The sequence below is a fragment of the Bacillus sp. 3255 genome, assembly GCF_031456485.1.
Taxonomy (GTDB): Bacteria; Bacillota; Bacilli; order Paenibacillales; family NBRC-103111; genus Paenibacillus_E.
The window spans coordinates 75682-96449 of the sequence record NZ_JAVDUS010000008.1; the positions used below are offsets into that span (position 1 = coordinate 75682).

Sequence of the window (20768 nt, forward strand, 5' to 3'; positions counted from 1 at the left end):
ATCTCTGCTAGCGCAAAAGCCGGCAAAGCCCGGCAACACCTTCAAATTACTCCGCCTCGTTGCTCCCAGCCGAAGCCGCTTCACGCAGCGCAGACAACGCTTCGTCCAGCGAGCCGCTGCCCGCGGAGGCCGCTCCCGCCATCTCCGTGCTGTACGCCCACCAGCGTACCCGCACGTTCGCAGGCTCGGACGACTGCTGCACCTTCACACCGATCCGGAAGGTTCCCTTCTGCGGATAAGCGATCGTGCCGATCTTCACTTCCGGCGCATCCGGCTCGAACTCGGTGCCTTTGAACACATCCGAAGCCCCGCCATACACACGCGCTCCGCTGGACAGCATGTCAGAGAATGCGTCATCGCTGCTCTCCTCCAGGCTCGTAATGATGAGCACATTGCCCTCGCCCAGCCCATGCGCGATTTCGCCGGAGAAGAAGCTCTTCGTCGCCTTCCCGAATGGCGATACCGAAATCTTCGTGAACGGCTCCACCGGAATGTCCACGACACCGCTGACGATACCGGCAATACCGCTTCCACCGCCTGCCGGAATGCCAAGATCGAACGAAAGCTCGCTGATCGCTTTATTATAATTCACTTTAAACTCCGGCTGCTGTCCCGGGGCCAACGTTTTCACCTTGGACTTCGTCACGAACTGGCCGGCCGTCTCATCACGGTACTCATTGGATTGCGCCAATCTGTACATCACCGATGAGTTGTATACGTACTCGCCGAACGGCACTTGCTCAACGCTCTCGATTACGTACGTCGGTCCGACTTGGATGAGGCAAATTTTGGCCAAATAAATGCACGGCTCCGACGGCGCTTCCAAGGAAGCCTCCAGCGATTGCTTCACGAAATCGGTCATCAGGCGCTCCCGCAAGGCTTCGCCGATAATCTGAATCTCTCCTGCTGCTTGTGCGTGCAGTTCTAACTGTCTATCGTCCAGCTTCAACGCGGCCGTGCCGATTTGCACGCCAACCGAAGCCTTCACGCCGACCGTACTGTCCGCACGCAGGAGCACTTTCATTTCGTACTCGCTCTCTTGCGCGTCTTGCGGCTCTTCGAACTGAATCGAATTGCCCTCCAACGCTTCAACGCGGTTAGCGGCCAGTTCATATTGGAATGAGATGCGCCCTGCCTTCAACGTTTTCTCGAAGCGCAGCTTCATCTCAAACAATTGGCCCGGGTTCACGTAACGCGGTGTTGTTTGGAGCACCCGCAGATGCTTATCTTGATACAGCACAATCGTCTGATCCGTCAAATTGGCCAGAGGCAGCTGAGCCGGGTCCGGCGCATCTTCGCGGATGAAGAGCCGGTAGCTCTCGAGCACGCGATTGTAGTCGTTAATTTCATCCGAACGGACGGAGGAGTTGGCGACCGCGTGAACGGGTTCTTTTTCTTTCTCGTCATAAGCAATACAGAGATAAACGTTCTTGGCATACTCGTTGTTGCTGAATCCATCCATCATCGAGAGCTTCAAGGTCATCGGCGAAGGCACGACAATTTCCCGGCCAAGCGCATCGATCGCCGCTCCCATTTCGACGGATACCGACTTCTCGTCAACGGCTACGACCTGCAGTCCGGTCAACACGCCGGATCCGTGCAGGAGACGGTTCATCATTCTGCGCTTGTCATTGAAATACTTTTGCTCCGACTCAAAATCCCTGACCGTCAGCAGCTTTCCATAAAAATACCGGTTGCGTTCAAACGGGTAATAGCGTGTTTTCTTCATACGGTTCCCCTCACCTTCCTAGGCTCATTTCGATTTCGATTCAAAGTGGATGTCGCTTACTCGATCTCCGAATCCAGTTCCAAACGTGTATGTATATCCATGCGTTTATCGCGATCCACATCGATCAGCACCGTGTTGTAAGGCATCGAGGAGCGCTGGTCGAGCGTCAATAACGTCGGCTCAGATAAGTAAGTATTAATGCCCAGATACGTATGCATATCCGCGTACATCCACGGCTGCAGAACGATCAGCTTGCCTTCGGTGTAGGCCGGCTTCTGGTCCTCGATAATCTGCTCGATGGTGAGCCGCTGCGCGTCGGTGCGCACCACTTCCGGCTTCAGCATAACACAGAAACAATAGGGATTATCCCCATACAGCTGGGCAAAAAGCTGCCGCAGTTCCGAAGACTCCTGCATCTGTTTGAACTGAAAATACTCCAGCAAAAAGGGGTCCGTACCTGTGTAAATCCGCAGCATTTGGATCAGCCCCTCGCGGGTGCCGCGCAATTGGTAAAGCACAGGAGCCATCTTAATCAGCTCCCGCAGCTTCTTCTCCCCCCACGCCTCATGGTCGGTGATGGCCAGCCATCTGCCGAGCCACTCCAAGTACGTCCCGGACACCGCGTCCGGATCGAAACGAGCGGAGATATGGTCGATCTGGTCTTCCATATCATCGAAGAATGTGCTGTACATCGCGAGGAAGCGTTCCAAGAAAGGACTATGCTCCTCATCCTGCTGATAGATCGGCGGCAAATAAGCGATGAGCGATGTCCTCGGGTAGTAGACCCGCAGTTTACGAATGTATGGCGACTTTTGCTCGCTGCCGATGAGTTCCATTTTGAACCAGAGATAGCGTCCCTTGGCGTTCATGAGCAGCGCATCCTTCGGATTGAGGATCGGCTCCGACCAGAGATCGCGCGTAGCCCGCAGCTTCTCCCTCACGCTAATGTCCGGATCCGTCAAATAGCTTGTATAGTTTACGTAGTCCCCGTCAACCAACCCTTCGCTATCATCCGAGGTAAAATAGGAAAAGCGAACCTGCGTCTCCTCCGGGATGTCCGCTTCCAGCCTAATTTTGTGCCATTCCGTCTCCGTTTCGGTCGTATCCAGCTCGCTAGAGAAATAGACGGCCTCCGGCAGCTGCGTTCCTTCCAGCAGCATCGTGCGGCTGCGGAGGTCGAGCAGCGTGATTTGACCGCTCATCCGGTCAAACACATACAGCCTGTTCCGGCTGTCATGCATCAGCGTATCCGTACGTCCCCGGAAATTCGTCACTTTATCGAAGAGCTCGCCATTCCCGCGGTATTTGAGAATAAAGCGCTCCGTTACCCCCTCCTGCTGGGCATATCCGCTGTCCCCTATATAGAGATTATGATTCGTATCAATGGAAATACCAGCATAACGCCCTTCCTGCTCCAACGGAAAGTGCAGCGGGTCCCGGCCGTCCTCATGAAAAACGGTAACCGTTCTGAGTTCTGCGTCCAGAAGAGCCAGTGTGCCGTCTGCGGCAGCGGTAAAATAACGCCCCTCCAGCGCAGCGGGTTCCACCGCTTCTTCCATTCGGAGCGAGTCATGCTCATATACGCGAATGACTTCCCCTGCCGAGCTCCATTCCAGGACGCCGATCCTGCCGCCCTTGGGAATCACCGGACTTCCATTCATACCAACCTCAATATCCAAAGGAATTGTTACATAGAACGTAATCTTCGACCCCAGCTTCGCGTTCACCGTAAGTGGTAACAGTTCCAATCCTTGCCAGTCCCCCGCCGCCCACATCGTTTGACCGTTGGAGAGAGAGTAGACCGCCAGCCGTCTTTCCGATGCCCGGTCGCTGTCGGCTATCACGAGAAGATCGGACATGGAAGCCAGCTTCGCTTTGTTGCTGAACAGTCCATGGCCGTGACGGAACAACGATTCCAGATGGCGGCTCTGATCATCGTACACCCACACATTCGCAGCCTCGTCCAGCATGATCAGCTTCCTGCCGCCTCCGACCGTCATCTCGAAGACCGGATGAACGCCTTCGAGCTCGTCTGTGCGAACGATGCGATGAATACTGTATTTTTCCGTCTGCCGGATCGAAAAGCCATTGGGCTGCATATGAATGTTAGCCTCATAGCCCTGTTCCCAGTCAAGCGGTTTATTTAATGAGAAAAACGTTTGCCCATCCTGCATCGTTCGTCACCTCGCTTCTGATTTCTATGTAATACTTGCGCGTTCGACATGGCGGCCCATATGCCCCAGCACCCCCATGCTTGGCACTGAACCGCTCATCTGTTTGTTTGCCGATCTTGTTACAAATCGGCCTGACTGATCGTCTCCACCTCATGATTGCCGGAGTACACCAGCGCATAGGGCGGGATATGAATATCGCCGGCGCCGTCCTTATGAAAGCCTGTCCCTTCGGCGTCCAGCCACAGGTCCTGCACATAGACTACGCCTTTGATGCGGGAGATCACCCCGTAAATATCGCCTTTGAACACCGTTCGGCCAAAACGCCACCCTTCGGAGCCTTGGCCATGGTCCATCGGCTGAAGCAGCAGCCTCAGCTCTTGGATGATGCGGCGCTGTTCGCCTTTGTACTTGGGCTCCATCACCACGACGGCGTGTACGGTAATTTTGATGTATGCCGCCGGAATGACGTGGAGCTCCGTTGTCAAGAGCCGATGCCTGTCCAAGTGGCCTTTGATCGTCTGCAGGAAGCCTTGGCTCGCCTTCGGCTTATCGCTCTCGCTATAAGGCACGACCACAACGGTCATCTGCGCAGGAGCCTTGACCTTCGGGTAATCCCGCATGCCGGGCTTATACAGTGGAATCGCCTTCACCCGCGCCACGCGCAGCCCCGGCGTCGCCGAAGCGATCCGCTCATAATCCACGCCGGTCACGGCCCGGGTCGGCGTGTCCAGCTCGCGCCGGACGCGCAGCTTCGCCTGCGTGAGCGTCTCCGCTTCCAGGCCGCCCCGCGCCGGAAACGGATTCGTCACGCTCACGCCGGGCTCCTCCGTGAAGCCGGTCACGAGTCCGTCCTTCACGTTGCCCCGCTCGCCCCCGCCCGCTTGCAGCGCAATGAACCGAATGTTCGGTTCCACGGACTTGGGCGGGGTAAGCCCCGCTTCGTTATTGCCGAAGCGGATCGTACCTGCGGCGGCGTCGTAGACGTAATGGCGGTCCGTGGACTTCGAATTGTCGAAGTCATCCACGGACTGCCAGTCGTCCCAGACGACGCTGTGTTCTCCGCGCGGCCGGTAGCCGACCTGCAGCAGCATGCTGCTGGGCTTGAACGTGCGGCCGCGCATGATCTCGAAGGTCTGCGCAGGCAGACCTTTGCTGCCCCCGACGTAACGGGCGTAATCGAACTCGGCCGTGTAGGCGATGAGCCGCACCCGCTGCGCGCCTTGCGGCGGGATACTGCCGTTCACCCCGTCGCCGAACCGCAGACGGGTCGTGCGCCGGACCGAATCCTGCAGCAGCAGGCAGACGAGATCGTCCGGTCCGTAATCCTCCAGCTCGGCGACGATATGCCAATCGCGCCAGCGCCCTTGCTCATCCTGCACCTGCACGGTGTGCAGGCCGTTATAAGCAAGGTGCGTGCTGACCTCGAAGCTCTGATCCGGCTCGCCGGAAGAGTTGAACGCCGTCACCTCGCTGAGCGTCTCCTGCTGCGCCGCCTGCACGGCGTTCAGGCTTACCCGCTCGATCTTCGGCGACAGCTCATAGCCTTCTTCCTCTAGCGTGCAGCACACCCAGTACCGGCTGCGGTCATCCGCCGGATATAGAGCCATCGGCTTCATCTCGGAAGCGACGCGGAAACGCACTTCGCCGCTCTGCGACAGATGGACCGTGGTATCGCTGATCAGCTCGACGGGCAGCCAGCTCTCGCTCTGCCCATGCCGCCCCTCGGCGACTTGTCCCGCCCCCGCGAACGACCAGGCCACTTTGGCGGACGAAATGATCGGCGCCGCCTGGTTCATCCCATGAGTCAAGCTGACCGGATAGCGGTCATACAGCTTGAACGACAGAGAAATTTCCGTCTCTGCCGGCAGCGGCCGGTCGAAGCCCAAATACAGATGCGCCCCTTTGCCCGCTTCGGGCCCGAAAGCATAATAAGCGATTCTCGCATGGTTATTCGAGGAATAATCGGCGGCAGCGGTCTCCGTGCGCACCAGCACCTTCTCCAGCGCAGCGGGCACAAGCTGCACCGTGCGCAGCGTCTCGAAGCGCTGATCCATCGCTTGCAGCGGCGTGCCCTTAGGGAGCACAAGAAGCTGCTCCCCCCCGGCGAAAGCTACGTCGCAAACGGCCGATACCGCCTCTCGCGGACGAATGCCGAGCAGCTTCAGGAACTTCCGCTCGTTGCGCTCCGTAATCCGGTTCAAGTAATACTGCTGCATCTCGGTCATCCATGACATCAACTCCAGCAGCGTAATGCCCGGGTCATGCTCGTTCTCATCGGTCCATTCCGGATATAACTTCGAAATCGACTTCCGCGCCTCCATCACCATCTGCTCAAACATCCGGTCATCCAAATTTGGAATTGGCAGCACTTGTGCTCACCTCCCCTGATTACTTAGTCTCTTCGTCTCCATGCGTTCCGCCACCAACACCGCCAACGCCCACGCCAACACTACAAAGCATTCACAACCACTTTGTGCTTACCGCTGACGATAATGCCGTGCGGGAGCGCCGGAAGGCGGTTCACATCCAGCTCGGTACGCTCTCCGTCCTCCAGCTTATAAACGGTCATGTACAGCTTCTCGACATGACTGATCGCTCGAATCGTCTTCAGCAGTGCATAGAAGACGGACGGATGAATCTGCTGGCCGATCGCCCAGCCCTTCCCGTCGAAATTGCCGGTAAGCGGATCGAGGAAGCGCGTCAGCTTCTCCATCGCCTGAATTTCCGTCGCGACGACGGCGTCCATCCCTTCAACGGCCACGATGGCCGATACGGAAATCTCCATATAAACCGGCTCGATCACTTGAAGCCGTTCGGGGAAAGCCACGAGACTCGAAGCCCGCTCAATGATATACCTTTCGACTTGCTTCTTCAGCTCCGGGAAGGCAGAGCTTCCCTGCTGGCCTTCCTTCGGCAGCACGACGAGCGTCATGGCGCCGATTTCCTTCTGCATATAGGCGTTCCGGTTCGCGATACAACTCACTTTGGCAATGTTCGGGTACGCTTCGCGCGCCAGCCATTCGTAATCTTTGGCCGAGACCGCACGGTCGCGGTGTTTCAGCATCTCCGGCCCGCGCTGCAAGGCTGACTCCAGCTTCTCAGCCGCACAGCCGCCTGAAGCCGGCTCCGGATTGTAGACCTCGCCGACGAAAGCGATGGAATCCTGCATCTGGTTAATCTCCCGGGCGCCGACATTGCCGACTTGGCCCGATGTGACCTGATAGGTGACCTTCAGCTGCTCCAAGCCGCCCTTGGGCGGATGCATGCCATGCACCCCGTCACCCACGCGAATGCGGCCGAAGGTCCGGTCAATCCTATAATGCCGGTCCCGGCTGCCGGAATCCGCCATTTGCCGAACCGGTGTCCAGCGCACCCAGACCTGCAGCAAATTCCCCTCGGAGTCGCGGGATATATCCATAAGCGGCATGCCGCTGCGTTCGGACTCGGCGATTTCCTCTTCCGTCACGAACTCCGTCTCATCCACCCATACTTCCTCGCTTACGATCCCGGTGCGGCTGAGCTGGTACTCCGTCTCATCCAGTCCCTTCGCCTCGGGAACTTCCCCGGTAATCGTCTCCTGCTGGAGCACCTGTACGGTGTTCATATAGAGTCCGCGTACCGTCGGAATCAGGATGCGCCCTTCGCTATCATCGTATTTATCGTCCCGATTCACGGCGCGAATCCAGTATCCGTCGCTGCCGAACAAAGCTTCGCCGGCAAAATCCGAAGGTCCTACGAACTGCACCGTTCCGCTCTGCGTCATCCCGTTCGTTCCGTCGATAACTTTGAGGGCGACCCATTCGGAAGGCTGTCCAGGCATCAAGCCCGACCGCAAATACTCCCATTCCAGCATAGGCAAATCCTGCTCTGCAAACCGCTGCTGCTTCACCGAGACGTATAGGGAAATCGGTCCTTTCACAGGAGCCGTGTTGAAACACAGATGCAGAGCAGGATGTCTGCCCTCCAGCGGTTGGAACGGCTCGAACCCGCCATCCAACTGCCTGCTGTGTCTCGTCCGGTCTTCGAACACGGTGTTGTTCAGAGCCAAGCAGCGCTCTGCGGGATACAGCCGGTCGTCATACCGGTATGTCATGGAGACGTCATCCATCCACGGGGATAAATATACCGCTTGCGCAACGTAGGCATTCTCAATATGCAGAACCCGCGCCCGTATCCAGAAGTTCTCATTACCGTTCACGTAGGTGGACTCCAAATCTTGCGGACAGCGGAATTGAATCTCCTTGCGCACCTTCTCCTGCTGCGGGTAGTAAAACAACTTCTCCGCTTCCTTGCCTACTTCAAGCCGCACCCAAGTCGCTCCGTTCCAATATTCCCAGACAACTTGCAGAACGGTCACGTGGACAACAGGCGGCTTATCGAACTTGGACTTCTTCATGACCAGCTTCCAATCGATATTTTCCGTAAGGTCCGGTCCGAAACGGTTCTCAATCGCCCGAAGTCCGAAGCTGAGCTGAATATCGCCGTCCCTCTTCGTGAATACTTCCTTGCTTCCGATGTAAAAGGAGCCGTACAGTGCGAACTGATCGCCAAACGGATAAAATCCGCCCGGATCAGCAGCAATGTCGTTATAGAACATGAGATCCGGTTGAATGCCGCCGGCATCGAGCGCGTCTTCATAATCCGTTTTGAACGAAATATGGTCCATGGACAAGCGGCTGTCCGCCAGCGTCTTCCCGCCGGTCAGCAGCGGTTTCAGACGGCACTGAATCCAGTGCCCTTCGACTCCGTTGACTTCGCTCGCGATAAGTTCGCCGTCACGCGACTTCAACAAAATCACTTTGTTGCCTTTGGCCTCGACCCGGTCAAACGGCACCCATCCTTCTGCCGTGGCATACAACCACTCCGTCAGCGTGCCGTCCGCCAATTGGCTGGACATCGCCAGCTCGTCGAAGCGCCTCTTGGAATTGCGGAATTCGATTTCGATACGCGCGGTGCTGAATAAGGTGAAGAGAGCGCTGTGCTCCAGAAATAGGGCATGCTCCTGCAAATTATCGCCTTGCAACCGGAATAACGTCGTCGGAGAAGCCAAGCCCTGTCTGGACGCCGCCAGGAAATCTTCGGAAACGCGAACGATCTTATCCTGTTTACGGCTTGTCACATACGCATCCGTCAGTTGAGCAGGTGTCAGCAATACGCTGCGCGCCGTTTCGTACAAAATATTGCCGTCCTCGCTGGAGGCCGCCACCTGTGTCCCTGCGGAGATAAACACCGATTCCTTCGTGCCCTCATTGAGCGCAAAAGTCAAGTACCCGGTTGCCGGACGCGCCGGGAGCAGGGTGACGTCGAACATGTTGAGGAACGCAATGAGATTTTTCGTCGGCACCCGGTTCAACCGCTTGATGTTGTCATGAAACATATCCGCGAACATCAGGAACAAAGCCGATCCCGGATCGGGATTCTCCGGCGTAAACCGCCATTCCGGCGTATAATAAGGCGCCATTTCCTTCATTTGCGCTATGAGATCGGGGATTTCTCTCGGATCAATTTTGGGAGGCTGCATCGCTCGATTCCACCTCCTCTCTTGCACGTATCGTCATCGTTTCCGCTGCCTTTCTACTTGGAGCCTTCATATAAATAAAAAGGATATACCTGATTAAATAAATTGTTCGTTGTCCGCACGAGATAAGAGATGCGAATCATCACTTTCCCCGGGTCGTCCGCTTCCGGTACGGCTTTCACATCGACTTCGTGTACCCGGGGCTCCCAGTTGCGGATCGCTTCTTGGATATTGCTTTCGAGCAGGTGCAAGGACGTATCGTCCGTTAAGCCAAAAATAAATTCCTGCACGCCGCAGCCGAAGCCCGGACGCATGACCCTCTCGCCCTGTGTCGTGCCCAGAATCACGCGGATCGCTTCGGCGATGTCTTCTTCATACTCGGACATCCGAATTCGCCCTGTCGCAGGATCGACCTGAATGGGGAATTTCCAGCCTCGTCCCAAAAATGCTTCCGACACCTTGCCACGCTCCCAACGTTAATTAATTTTGACCATGCTGCCTTTGATATTGATCATGCCGTCCGACTTGATATCCAGCATAGCCCCCGCTTTGAGCGCCATGTTGGCTGAAGCCTCGATGTTAATCATCGTCGATTTAATTTTAATCTCTTTCGTACTCTCGATTCCGATGTCCCCTTTGGCATTCAGGGTGATCTTGGACGTTTGGCTGACGATCGAGATTTCGTTCGCCGACCCGCCTTTGATCATAATTTTGTTGTTGCCGCTTTGGTCGGCGATCGAGATGCTGTCGTCTTTATCTTTCAGCTCAATGATTTGGCCCTTCTTGGTCTTAATGGTAATGCTCTCGTCACCGCTCTTGTCATTGAACGAAAGCTCATGACCGGAGCGTGATTTGATCATCCGCAAATCGTTCTTGTCGGCCGGAGCCGGCGGCTTATTCTTCGGATTCCACAGCATGCCGATAACGAAAGGCTGCCGCAGCTCCCCCAAATGGAAGGCAACCAACACCTCATCGTTCACTTCAGGTATGAACAGGCTGCCCATATCCTTGCCGCCCATCATGGTCGCGATGCGAACCCAATCCGTCTCCGTCTCGGTTTCCTGCAGCGGCAGCTTGAGCTTCACGCGCCCCAGCTTGTCGGGATCGTTGTTGTTGCTGACCACGCCGACCATCACACCGCCGATTTTCTGCGAATCAAAATTCGTGACACCGCCTAGAGTAACATCGGGAAGTTTGAACATTATACCGCGTTCCCTCCTAACTGAAAGCGCGTTGTGTAGCCGCCGTCGTCCATCAGATGCGTAGCTCCCGTAATATAGTAAGGCTGATTGAACTTCTCACCTATGCCGTCCAGCTTCAGGTAGCGTCCCGCCCGTATTTCCGGTATGCCGATGCACTCTCCCGTCCCGCTGACCAGCTTCATGGCATGTCTGCCCAGGATCGCCGTGGCGTAAGTTTTGGCTTCTTCTACGGAAGTTACGTTGGTGTACACATGTTCCAGGAAATCGCCTTTGGCAGCGAGAATATCTTTCCCGGTCTTGGCATTCCCGCCAAGCTTCGTAATGGCCGCCGACTCGCCTTCAATCACCTTGAGTTCCTTATTGTCCCAGGCGCGTACCTTGACACCGGTAATCTGTTCAGCCAGATTCATATCGATCGACAGGCTGCGCAGCGTTTTGCCCATCTCGAGCGTCATGACCGGATTCATTTCGGTGAGCGGCTTGCGGAAATACAAATGCTTGCCGACTACGAAGAAATCGTAATTCACGAGATTGGCCATATTTTGAATGAAATGATAGTCGTTAATCTGGCTCTGCGAAATCGTCGGGTAGACCGTCGTCGTCGCATCCACATGCACTTGCGCGCCGTATGTTTTGGCAATTTCCTGGACGATATCGCTATATTTCTTTTGGTTCCACGAACGGGATTTCGTGCCCTTCATCATCAAGAACGACAGATCCATCCCTCGCACAATGATACCGGGAGCGCCATCCTCGGGGAAATCGACGACGACCGACGTGATGAAGCCTGTGAACACCGGTGTAAACTTGTCAACGTAGCCAAGGCTGATATCGATCGGTTTGCCGAGTGTGAACTCGTTCAACCACTGGAACTCGTTCTTCGTGACATCATAGGCGTTCGACACCCGAAATGCGAAGGAATCCGCCGTTCCGTCGATCGACGTTTCTACGCGAAGCGTCGAGATTGCGATATTGTCGGAAATTTTCGTTCCGTCCACGGTAATCACATAGCCCGGCGCGAAAAACTCTTTATATTTTTTGGCCAAATCATCATAAGTAGAGGAGCTGGATTCTAGGCTTAAACTTGGCATACATTAGTCCAATCTAGGGACGGATATACGGCGCCCCGTTACGACCTTGAGCGGATTGTCGATCCCGTTCGCTTTGGCGATTTCCCGCCACTGGCTTGGATCCTCATACTCATGCGCTGCAATCATCCATAGCTGCTCCCCTTGCTTCAGCATCTTCTGCTTCGTTCTGTCCGCCGAGTGGCGGGGAATCGTCTGCAGCTGCTCTTTCTTGCTGTGCCAGGAGCGGAAGGTTACCTTGAGCTTGGCGCGCACCGGCACGCCGGTATCCAGAAACATGGTGAACTGCTGGTTAACCTTCTCCACAACGCCCTTAAAGTCCAAGGAGCCCCACACAAACCGGCATATCGGCGGCGCATGCAACTCCTTCTCGACGTCGAGCAGCCCGGATATTTTCTTCGTATGCTCACGGACGTCCGTCCCTTTTTCGTAAGTATCAAAAAATAAATCCATCGTCAGCGTTGTCGTTCCGCCACTGACGAACTGACCGATCGGCATGGACAGACCCGGCACGGTGTTCCAAGAATAGCTGTTGCTCGTATCGAGGGTATACTCACCCGGATTGAACAGAACTTGCACATTCTCTTTGCTGTTTCCCTTGTCTACGATGATCATCGCTTTCTTGAGCGCCACAGGTGTCAGTCCCTTCCTCTCATAATATGCACGTTATGCTATAGTCCACGGCGCTGCCGTTCGAACTTCATTCTTTTCTCGATTTCGCGGAACACCTTGTCCGCAATCTTGGCGACGTCCAGCTGCGGAATCTGCTTCACCAGCTCCTGCAGCTGTTCTTGGCTCAGCTCCGGAGGCGCCTGTGGTGCCGTGGCCGCCGGCGGCGGCGCTTCGTCTGCGGCCATCTTGGCGCGCAGCCAATCCATCTCCAGCGGCGCCTCCGCCAAGGCGCTGTTCGCCGGAGCCGATGGAGCCAGCTTGTGCTCCATCGGCGCCGTCTGCGAGGCCAGGTGGTCCTGCCTCGCGGGCGTGGCGATGCTGCCGATTGGAGGCAGCACCGCTTGTGTTATGCCGTCGCCGGATGCGCCGGCGGCGAGCAGCCGCTGCACCTGCTGGGGCAGCGGGGTGTGACTTGCAGCAGCCAGACTCGGGCTGCTGCCGTGGACCATGCCGGCGCTGCGCTGCGCGCCGGCTGCCGTAGCGGCGGCTCTGCCGATGGAAGCCGCCTGGGTAATGCTGCCCGTCCCGCGGGCGGGCAGCAGGTGTACCGCTGCGGCGGGCGAAGCCGCAGCCATGCTCGCAGGAGCCGCTGTGCGGGCTCCTGCGGAGCTCGCCAGCATCGGCGGCATGACACGCGGTGTCATGCTGACGGGCTGGCGAGCCGCCCGCGCGCTCGTCGTGCTCGCGTCTGCTCCTGCCGCCGCTTGTGAAGCGGCAGCGGGCTGCTCCCCGGCGCGCATTACCTCCGGCGCGCCCGCCCCCGCGGTTCGTTCCGCCGCATCGGATGGGATGCCAATGGCCTCCCCTTGATGCCACGAACCGATTCCCTCGCGCTGCGCGCGTTCGCTCTCGCCGCCGGCGGACCGCCGCTGATGATGCTCCACTTGCGCCCCGCGCCAAGCGTCCCTGGCAGGCTGCGCCTGCGTTGGCAAACCGCTTCCTGCCCGACCTTGAAGCTTCAGCTTCGCTTCCGCTTCAGCCCGTATGGTTGTCTCCTCCAGCCGACTTCTGCCAACCATTCGATTGACAAGAGCCGCTTGATTAGCAGCACTCTGACCGCTCGGTCTAAACAACACGTTCGAGCTGCCCGCCCCGTTCGCCCTGTCAGAACGATTCGTACGGCTCAATCCGCCCATTCTGACTTGCGGATGAATACTCCCGCTCGGCGAACGATCAGCGTTGTGCCGAATCAACGGAACAGGCGTCATTTGGGCTCCTGTAGTTCCTGCCGGCACTGTAGAAGCTTGAACGGTCGTCACTGAAGCCGGTGACGGCTCACTGGTTCTCTCGGCCGAACTTGTTGTGTCAGCAGTACCTTCCGAGCCCGCTGCCTCTGCCATCTCCGTTCTTTGGTCCTGCGAGCCTGTAAGCTCCCTTTCTCTCCAAACGACCCGAACCGCAGCTGCTGTCGGCTTGCTTGCTGAAGAATCCCCTTGCAGGCTGCCCAGCATGCCGATGTTCGCAGCAACCGGAGTAAGGCTCGGTCCGATGCTCTTCAACGAACTTTCCGTTATCTTGGCTGCAATTGCCGCTGCAAGATGCCCGGAAACCAAACTGCCGTTCGAGCCGGTTCCAGCTTCTTTCGCATCAGGAAGCTGAATCTGACCGTTACTTCGGACCGGAATGGCATTCTCTCCCTCCGCCTCCGAAACCATCCTCCTGCGGAAAACCGTAGCCATCGACTGACCGGCAACATTCCTGATCGAGCTTGCCGTGCGGCCGCTCTGTGCCGCACCGTCTGAAACTCCGTTCGTTATTAAACGCATCACCGGCTCTTCGTTACTGCTGCTTGCTGCCGAGAGGATCGAACCGATCTGGGTCATACTGTTCCCGACAACTCTTGCCGATATCTCAGAAGCTAAATCGGCAGAAGGCTGTTTACTTGGTGCTTCGCCGGCTAGTTTATCCTCCTGCCGAACAACGGCCTGCTCGTTAGCGGAGTGTGCCTGACTGCTATCTGCGGCCGAATGGAATATCCGTTCAGTCCCGTGTATTAGCACGCCGGCTCTGGCAGCACTTTGGAAGCCGCTTGCCGGTGGATTTGCGCCGGGTAGCTCCTTCAAGCTGCTGCTCGATAATTTTGCAGATATCTCAGAAGATAAGCTTTGCGGGTTTATCACAGTCCCTGCCCCAGCCGGTTTGTTCCCCGTCATTTCTCGGATGTCGTCAGCTTGCGCCGCTGTTGAGGCAGCCTTGCGGAAAACGCGCCGGGTGCCGGGTGCAGCGAAGCTTTCCATCATACTCGTTTGCGAGCCCGACTGTGCACTTGCCTTTATGCTTTTCGGTAAGCCCATCGATACGTTTCTTGGCAAGCTCACCGGTAAACTGCCCGGCAAGTTAACACCGGTCCCTTTGGTCCGTATCGCCGTTCCCAAAACCGGTGACTGCCCTCTGCTTACTATACGTGCTTGGTTCTTGTTTATATATGTACTTCCAATCGATGAATGATCAGAAGATTGCTGTCTTTGTTTGTGAACGAGCCGGTCTAGCAACCATTCATTGCTTTGAATTTTGGGTGCGGCTTCAGCTGCGCTCCGAGCTAGTCCGGGCTTCTTATGGACAAACACAGAGGCACGCTCTTGAGGCCGGAATGCGGGAAGCCCCTGTTCGGCCGCTTGCGCAGCGGCAAGCTGAGCGATGCTTCCGAGTAACGGCCGCTGCCCGCTGCTGTCTGTTACAGGCACAATCGGGCGAACCGTTCTTGCGGAAGCTTCCTTACCATCCCGACTGACTTCACTTCGCCCATTCGTTCGCCGTTCTCCCCGTTGATCTGCTGCGCTTGATTCTCTATGCGTCAGATTCGCCGGCTGCCGGTGTACCTCGGCAAGCACTCCATTCTGTACCCTGTGCTGGCGTTGAATGTGCCCCTCAGTTTCCCCTTCTTCACGGGCTGACTGCATAAGTCGGTTCGCTGATTCCGTACGAAGCCGAACTCGCTCGTGATCCTGTTCCCGTGTGTTGTCCTGTTCTTGCGCTCTTGCCTGTTCGATTCCAGGCAATGATTTGCTCTCGGCCTCTTGTTGATGCGCAGTATGCTGTTCCTGCCTAATACGGCGCTCTTGCGCCCTTCGGTTCTCTCGCTCCCCAGTTAACGCCTGCGGCCCATTCTCTGCACCCTTCTCCGCGCCTTCATGCAGCTGTTCTTGCAACTGCTGCATCTGCTGTGCAAGCTCCGTGACATTCAGCTCGTGCATCTCTTCCTGTACGCTGGCATTCTCCAGTTCTTGCATACTAACATCTGCTTGGGTTCTTATCTGTTCATGCGTTCTTATCTGTTCTTGCGCTATTATCTGTTCTTTCGTTCTTATCTCTGCCTGCGTTCTTGCCAGTTCCCGCTCCTGCGCTCTAGCCAATTCAAGCCCTTGTACGCTTGCCAGTTCCTCCGCTTGGGCTATGGCCAAATCCTGCGCCTGCGATGCTGCCTTTTCCTGTATCAGCGTTTGGGTTTGAGCACGCTCTTGTTCAAGCGCCAGCTCTTCGATCCTTGCTTGCGCTTGCGCATACACCTGCTCCAGTTCTTGTCTCTGCCCGGGTACTTGGTCGGCAGCACTTGTACTCTGACCGTTCTGCGGCTTCCTCCACACGCGCTGTGACCCCGGGGCGCTTTCCCATGCCGTTGCTGCCTTGCCGCTAGATCTTTGTGCCTGTGCATGCATGGCAAAGGGCAAGCTCGACGTCAAGCGGGCCGTGTTAATGGCGAGCGGGAGCCGGTTTCCTGTCAGAAAACCTCTGGCAGCCGATCTCTCCGGCTTCCATTCTAAGTCTGCTTCGCTTGCGATTTGAGGCGATTGCGGAACTTCCATAGCGGAGCCATCCTGTCCAGCATTCCTGACAAGCAGGCTTTGGATAAACTGAATGGACGCCGGCGCTGCCTCAGCGCTAAACGGACCTTCACCCAACTTGCGAAGCGACCTAACTGCCGCAGCTGAAGCTGCAGCTGCTTGGTCATCCCCTGCATCATGCCCCTCAAAAACATACGGCTGCCGAACCCGACTTATGAACGGCGGCTGCACCGTTTCATTCCAATACTGCTTGGCCGCTTGCAAAACTGTCGGTTCCGCTGAACTTGTTGTTCCTGCGTGTACCGTATAGCCGTTGCCAGGAAGATTTGCCGACGCCGGTTTCCCCTCCTGGAAGTGCTGCAGCCATTGTGAGCTTCTATGAATGGCCTCCACATGATTGGCTACTTGGGTATGACTAATTTTCGATGACTTTGTATGCAATAAATGAACATGTTGTTGATGAATGTTCACATGATGACTTGTATGATGATGTCCGTTTCCCGTTACCGGCCCTCTCTCTTCTTGACTTCGCCGACTGCTCCCTAACATCCGGGCGGATGCGGCGATATGACCGATCGAACGGCTGATTAACGGTAAGCTTCCTTTATTAACGTGGTTAAGTACTGCTGGTCGTGTCCTTTGCTCGCTGTGCGAGATAGGCTTCTCGGATTGCTGATCGCCCGCCTTGACGGATACCTCCGTCTCAAGCTGAAGCTCTTTCTTGCTTTTGCGCCCTCTCTTTTTCGGCTTCTCCGCCGGCGCTTGCGCCTGTGTAGGAGATGAGGGCGAAGGATTGGATGTATCTTTTCCGGTACGGGCTTCCGTCGTGTTGTATCCGGAATTCACCATTAGCTGCTGAATCTGATGGATCGTTTGTTTCTTCGTAATCAGCGGTGCCGACTCAGGATGCTGCAAATTGCGCAGCTGCAATTGCAATTGGATGTTCCAGGCCTGATCGCTAGCGTTCGTTAATGCCGCTAACTGTTTAGGACCTTTCAAACCGTTTTGTTTGAATATAAGGGCTAGCAGTCCTAAATAATTGTTCCGCCCAAAGCCGTATTTGCCGGCGATTCCCGCTGCAAACAGGCTCGACTCTCTGGCTGTGCGACCTGCCGAGGAGCCGTTCTTCACCGAAGTCTGCAAAACAGCCTTCTTAACTTTCTTGCGTCTCCCCCGGGGATTATGCGATTGTCGAGATTTCATAAACAATCCCCCTTAGAGTTCCATAAGCTTACACTATTTCTTGAAAATCGTCTTCAAGCCTTCATGAACCAGCTCGAGCGATTCAATGGCCACATTTCCGCTGGTTGCGTTCAAATCAGGCCCGTTCCATTTGACCGGAAAAGCACTGAAGAAATTCCAACGGCACATCTCCGTTCCCGCCTGATTGTGCAGAATGATGGAGCCGTTCTTGCGTTTGATCGTACCCTGGGTAACGCTGTCATACCAGTCCCACAGCTCGCTGGATGTGGTGATGCCCCGTTTCAGGACAATATTCGGGTACTTCGTACGTTCGATCATATAGTGCGGGTGCGTATTCACGCCGCCTTCCCATAACGGCTTAACTTCCGTTTCCGATTTCATACCGGTTACCTCGGAGAACCCTCCGACGATGAGCCCGTCAAGCTCGACGACGAACCGGAAAGCGCCGCCTACCGTATGCGATTTGGTCACCTGTTACTCACCTCTTACCGAACACATCGAACGGATTGTCTGGCTGCTTCTTGCCATCGTCGTTCAGATTGCGGTTGATGCGGGATATTTCCTCACACCACGTTCGGCGTTCCCGGTGCTCCATTGACATGATTTCATCATGCGTCCAATGAAAATAGTAAGCGATAAAACCCGCTTCCTCATAGATCTTGTCAATGGGATATCCCGTTATGCCCCCGCCATCTCGTCCAAAAAAGACACATCCACATCGAACTCATGCTCACATTTCGGACAGCTCGTGTGCACTCTCGGCACTTCCATTTCATTAATTTGGCGATAAAAGTTTTGCAGGAAAGCAAGGTCGGCCGTGAAGAACTTCTCCACTACCCGTGTGTCGATAGCCCGCAAATCGCCGAGGCTCGTGATGACACGCGTTAGCAGGATGATCGTTAAGTAACCCGGGTTTTGTTGAACGCGCTGATCGCGCATCGGCAAGATTTCATCCGCCGCCGTCGCCAACCGCATAACCCCTCTTTTGTGCAGGTTGCCGTTCTCATCCACATAACCTCTAGGCAGCTCGAATTCATATTCGGTTTTGAAAGCCATGATGTTTTCCCCCTTAGCGTTGAGCTGAAAAAAAGAAGAGCCAGGGGCCGGAGACTGCGGCTCCGGCGCCTACTCTAACATTGCATTACTTCGTGCGAGTCATGCCTTCGTGGGCGAGCTCCAAGCTTTCGATCGCCACTTCGTTGCCCGTTCCTTTGAAGCTTGGCGCCGAATACTTCGTCGGCCATGCTTCAATGACTTGCCACGTCGCTACGTCGCCGCCTTCTTCATTAATCGCAATAATTGTAACGGTTTTGCGGGAAACCTTCCCTTGGATGGACTCCGACATCCAATTGTACATATCCATGGAGTCCGTTACACCCCACTTCAGTGAGATGTTACCGTATTTCGCAAGTCCCGGAAGCTTCCGGGGAGTAATGGTTTCATTTCCTTCACGGTACTCGATTACCGCCAAAGATGCGTCAAATCCGGAGATTTCGCTGAATCCAGCTTGCTGAATACCTTCTACTTCAATTCTAAATCGAAAATTGCGGTATGGATCCCTACGTTCGCCAGCCATGTTATACCCCTTTCCTAATCTGAGAAATATCTAACGATTCGACCAATTATTCTTCTCTTGTTTTCTGAGTAATGCGGAAGATCACGAACTCGGCAGGTTTAACCGGCGCTACCCCGATCACACAGATGAGTCGGCCATTATCAATGTCGTCCTGCGTCATCGTGCTGCGCCCGATGTTAATATAGAACGCTTCGGAAGGACTTCCGCCCATCAAGGCTCCGTCTCTCCAAACGCGTGTCAGGAACGCATCGATGGTACGCTGTACGCGAGCCCAGAGCTGCTCGTCATTCGGTTCGAAAACGACCCAGTTCGTACCGTTCTTGATCGACTCTTCAATAAAGATGAACAAACGTCTAACGTTCACATATTTCCACAAGCCGTTGGAGGACGTTGTGCGTGCGCCCCAAACGCGGATACCTTGTCCGGCGAACGCACGAATCAAGTTCACGCCCTGCGGGTTCAAAATATCCTGCTCGCCTTTGTTATATTGGCAGTCAAGACCGACGGCACCGCGCACGACTTCATTCGCAGGCGCTTTCTGAACGCCGCGCGTTTGGTCGGAACGGGAGTAAATACCGATGACGGAGCCTGATGGCGGTATGTAAATGTTTCTCTTGTCTAATGGATCGAACACTTGAAGCCAAGGATTGTACATCGCTGCGTAGGAGCTGTCGAAAATGTTGCGGTGCGTCATAACATCGGCAACTTTCGTTTTCTCACGCGGGATGTCCAGCACTGCGAAACGGCTGCCCAAGTTCTCACAATGTGCAACGAGGGAAAGCTGAACCGTAGGCTCAGTCACACCAGGGATCGCCATGATGCTGACAACGTCGTTGTCGATGAAGGACTGGATGCCTGTACGTTTGCCAGGTCCGCGGTCCACACCCATGAAGATGTCAGGCGTTACTTGAGCAATGGAACCGTTGCTTCCGCCGGACAGAGCGATTTGGAATTTGCCTGCAGACTCGTCCTCGCCGGAAAGCACCTCGAAAGGAGCTACAGCGCCGAGATCTTTGCCTTCGGTCAAATCCTTCACCGTGATGATGTTCGAGCGGGAAACGATTTTCTCCACATGGTTCGCTGCAGAGATGTTCAAGGAAACTTTCTCGTACGTCTCAGCCTCGTCGCCATAGAAGACATGAAGTGTGAATTCGCAAGTCGTCAATACTTTGGATGGGAGCAGGCCTGCGTCAACGACGTCGCCTTCCAATTCCGCAGAAAGCTCGATGATGTTATCCTGAGAAGCGACAACTTTATTGTATTGCTTTTGGCCTGCAGCTTCGAAAGCCACCACATCGCCTACGTTGAAACCAGCGTTATTCTTGACACGGTATTGCGTTTCGCTGAGCACTTCATAGATTTGTGTTTTGGCTTTGCTGGAAGGTACGACCACGATGCGAACTTGGTTGCCCCATGTTCCAGGGTTTTTGGAGGCAATGCTCAGAATCGCGGATTCTTTGTTGCTTTCCGCTTTGTTCGTCGCCACTTTGGCATCGGTTGGCGCTACACGCATGACGTAGCAGCGTGCACCTCCGTTTAAGAAGAAATGCTCAACGGCATAAGAAAGGAAGCGATACTCGCCGAATTCGTTCTCGGACAAATAGCTGCCGAATAAACGATGGAAATCAGCTACGCTGGTAACTAATTGAGGGACACCTTCAATTTCCCCTCTTTGCGCAAGCCCTATAAACCCGGCCGTACTTGTGCTTGCACCTTCAAGCGGTTGTGCACCGCTGTCAAACTCTTCCACATAGACTCCAGGTGATAAATAGTCAGCCATTGTTCCCCAGTTCCGTCAGATGGCGTTATAACTTTGCCAGTCCA

Annotated in this window: 14 protein-coding genes; all 14 read right to left on the bottom strand. The window is 55.4% G+C overall.

Features of this window, described 5'->3' with window-relative positions; genetic code table 11:
* Positions 1-46: 46 nt before the first annotated feature.
* The 14 genes from J2X61_RS13985 to J2X61_RS14050 all read right to left on the bottom strand — a co-directional run bounded on the left by J2X61_RS13985 (position 47) and on the right by J2X61_RS14050 (position 20724).
* Positions 47-1729: a hypothetical protein gene (locus J2X61_RS13985; protein ID WP_274467198.1), complete on the bottom strand. Its 1683-nt coding sequence runs from the start codon at positions 1727-1729 to the stop codon at positions 47-49.
* A gap of 56 nt (positions 1730-1785) precedes the next feature.
* Entirely contained in the window at positions 1786-3903 is a 2118-nt protein-coding gene (locus J2X61_RS13990) for a phage tail protein (RefSeq protein ID WP_274467200.1), read from the bottom strand.
* A 119-nt stretch (positions 3904-4022) separates the two neighbouring features.
* Positions 4023-6272 carry a putative baseplate assembly protein gene (locus tag J2X61_RS13995; protein WP_310188413.1) on the bottom strand — a complete coding sequence of 750 codons (2250 nt, stop codon included), beginning with the start codon at positions 6270-6272 and terminating at the stop codon, positions 4023-4025.
* An 80-nt stretch (positions 6273-6352) separates the two neighbouring features.
* On the bottom strand, positions 6353-9424 hold the full coding sequence (locus J2X61_RS14000; protein WP_310188415.1) for a baseplate J/gp47 family protein: 3072 nt from the start codon (positions 9422-9424) through the stop codon (positions 6353-6355).
* A gap of 53 nt (positions 9425-9477) precedes the next feature.
* Entirely contained in the window at positions 9478-9879 is a 402-nt protein-coding gene (locus J2X61_RS14005; RefSeq protein WP_127458139.1) for a GPW/gp25 family protein, read from the bottom strand.
* Between the two features lie 18 nt (positions 9880-9897).
* Positions 9898-10623 carry a phage baseplate assembly protein V gene (locus J2X61_RS14010; protein WP_274467204.1) on the bottom strand — a complete coding sequence of 242 codons (726 nt, stop codon included), beginning with the start codon at positions 10621-10623 and terminating at the stop codon, positions 9898-9900.
* On the bottom strand, positions 10623-11714 hold the full coding sequence (locus J2X61_RS14015; protein ID WP_310188417.1) for a phage late control D family protein: 1092 nt from the start codon (positions 11712-11714) through the stop codon (positions 10623-10625). Before J2X61_RS14015 ends, J2X61_RS14010 begins: the two co-directional genes overlap by 1 nt.
* A 3-nt stretch (positions 11715-11717) precedes the next feature.
* On the bottom strand, positions 11718-12326 hold the full coding sequence (locus tag J2X61_RS14020) for a CIS tube protein (RefSeq protein ID WP_310188419.1): 609 nt from the start codon (positions 12324-12326) through the stop codon (positions 11718-11720).
* 56 nt (positions 12327-12382) lie between these two features.
* A complete protein-coding gene (locus J2X61_RS14025; protein WP_310188421.1) occupies positions 12383-17368 on the bottom strand; it encodes a coiled-coil domain-containing protein in 4986 nt (1661 codons plus the stop codon).
* Between the two features lie 33 nt (positions 17369-17401).
* Positions 17402-17839 carry a phage tail protein gene (locus J2X61_RS14030; RefSeq protein ID WP_274467208.1) on the bottom strand — a complete coding sequence of 146 codons (438 nt, stop codon included), beginning with the start codon at positions 17837-17839 and terminating at the stop codon, positions 17402-17404.
* A gap of 7 nt (positions 17840-17846) precedes the next feature.
* Positions 17847-18050, bottom strand: coding sequence for a DUF6760 family protein (locus J2X61_RS14035; protein WP_079410461.1), 204 nt, complete (start codon positions 18048-18050; stop codon positions 17847-17849).
* Entirely contained in the window at positions 18047-18424 is a 378-nt protein-coding gene (locus J2X61_RS14040; protein ID WP_274467209.1) for a phage tail assembly protein, read from the bottom strand. Before J2X61_RS14040 ends, J2X61_RS14035 begins: the two co-directional genes overlap by 4 nt.
* 85 nt (positions 18425-18509) lie before the next feature.
* A complete protein-coding gene (locus tag J2X61_RS14045) occupies positions 18510-18944 on the bottom strand; it encodes a phage tail protein (RefSeq protein WP_274467210.1) in 435 nt (144 codons plus the stop codon).
* Positions 18945-18990: 46 nt separating this feature from the next.
* Positions 18991-20724, bottom strand: a complete 1734-nt coding sequence (locus J2X61_RS14050; RefSeq protein ID WP_310188424.1) for a phage tail sheath family protein — start codon at positions 20722-20724, stop codon at positions 18991-18993.
* Positions 20725-20768: the final 44 nt, after the last annotated feature.

Coding starts and splice junctions, on each gene's coding strand:
- J2X61_RS13990 (WP_274467200.1), bottom strand. CDS start 3,903: ATGCAGGATGGGCAAACGTTTTTCTCATTAAATAAACCGCTTGACTGG.
- J2X61_RS14010 (WP_274467204.1), bottom strand. CDS start 10,623: ATGTTCAAACTTCCCGATGTTACTCTAGGCGGTGTCACGAATTTTGAT.
- J2X61_RS14050 (WP_310188424.1), bottom strand. CDS start 20,724: ATGGCTGACTATTTATCACCTGGAGTCTATGTGGAAGAGTTTGACAGC.
- J2X61_RS14025 (WP_310188421.1), bottom strand. CDS start 17,368: ATGAAATCTCGACAATCGCATAATCCCCGGGGGAGACGCAAGAAAGTT.
- J2X61_RS13985 (WP_274467198.1), bottom strand. CDS start 1,729: ATGAAGAAAACACGCTATTACCCGTTTGAACGCAACCGGTATTTTTAT.
- J2X61_RS14000 (WP_310188415.1), bottom strand. CDS start 9,424: ATGCAGCCTCCCAAAATTGATCCGAGAGAAATCCCCGATCTCATAGCG.
- J2X61_RS14015 (WP_310188417.1), bottom strand. CDS start 11,714: ATGCCAAGTTTAAGCCTAGAATCCAGCTCCTCTACTTATGATGATTTG.
- J2X61_RS14020 (WP_310188419.1), bottom strand. CDS start 12,326: ATGATCATCGTAGACAAGGGAAACAGCAAAGAGAATGTGCAAGTTCTG.
- J2X61_RS14045 (WP_274467210.1), bottom strand. CDS start 18,944: ATGGCTGGCGAACGTAGGGATCCATACCGCAATTTTCGATTTAGAATT.
- J2X61_RS14040 (WP_274467209.1), bottom strand. CDS start 18,424: ATGGCTTTCAAAACCGAATATGAATTCGAGCTGCCTAGAGGTTATGTG.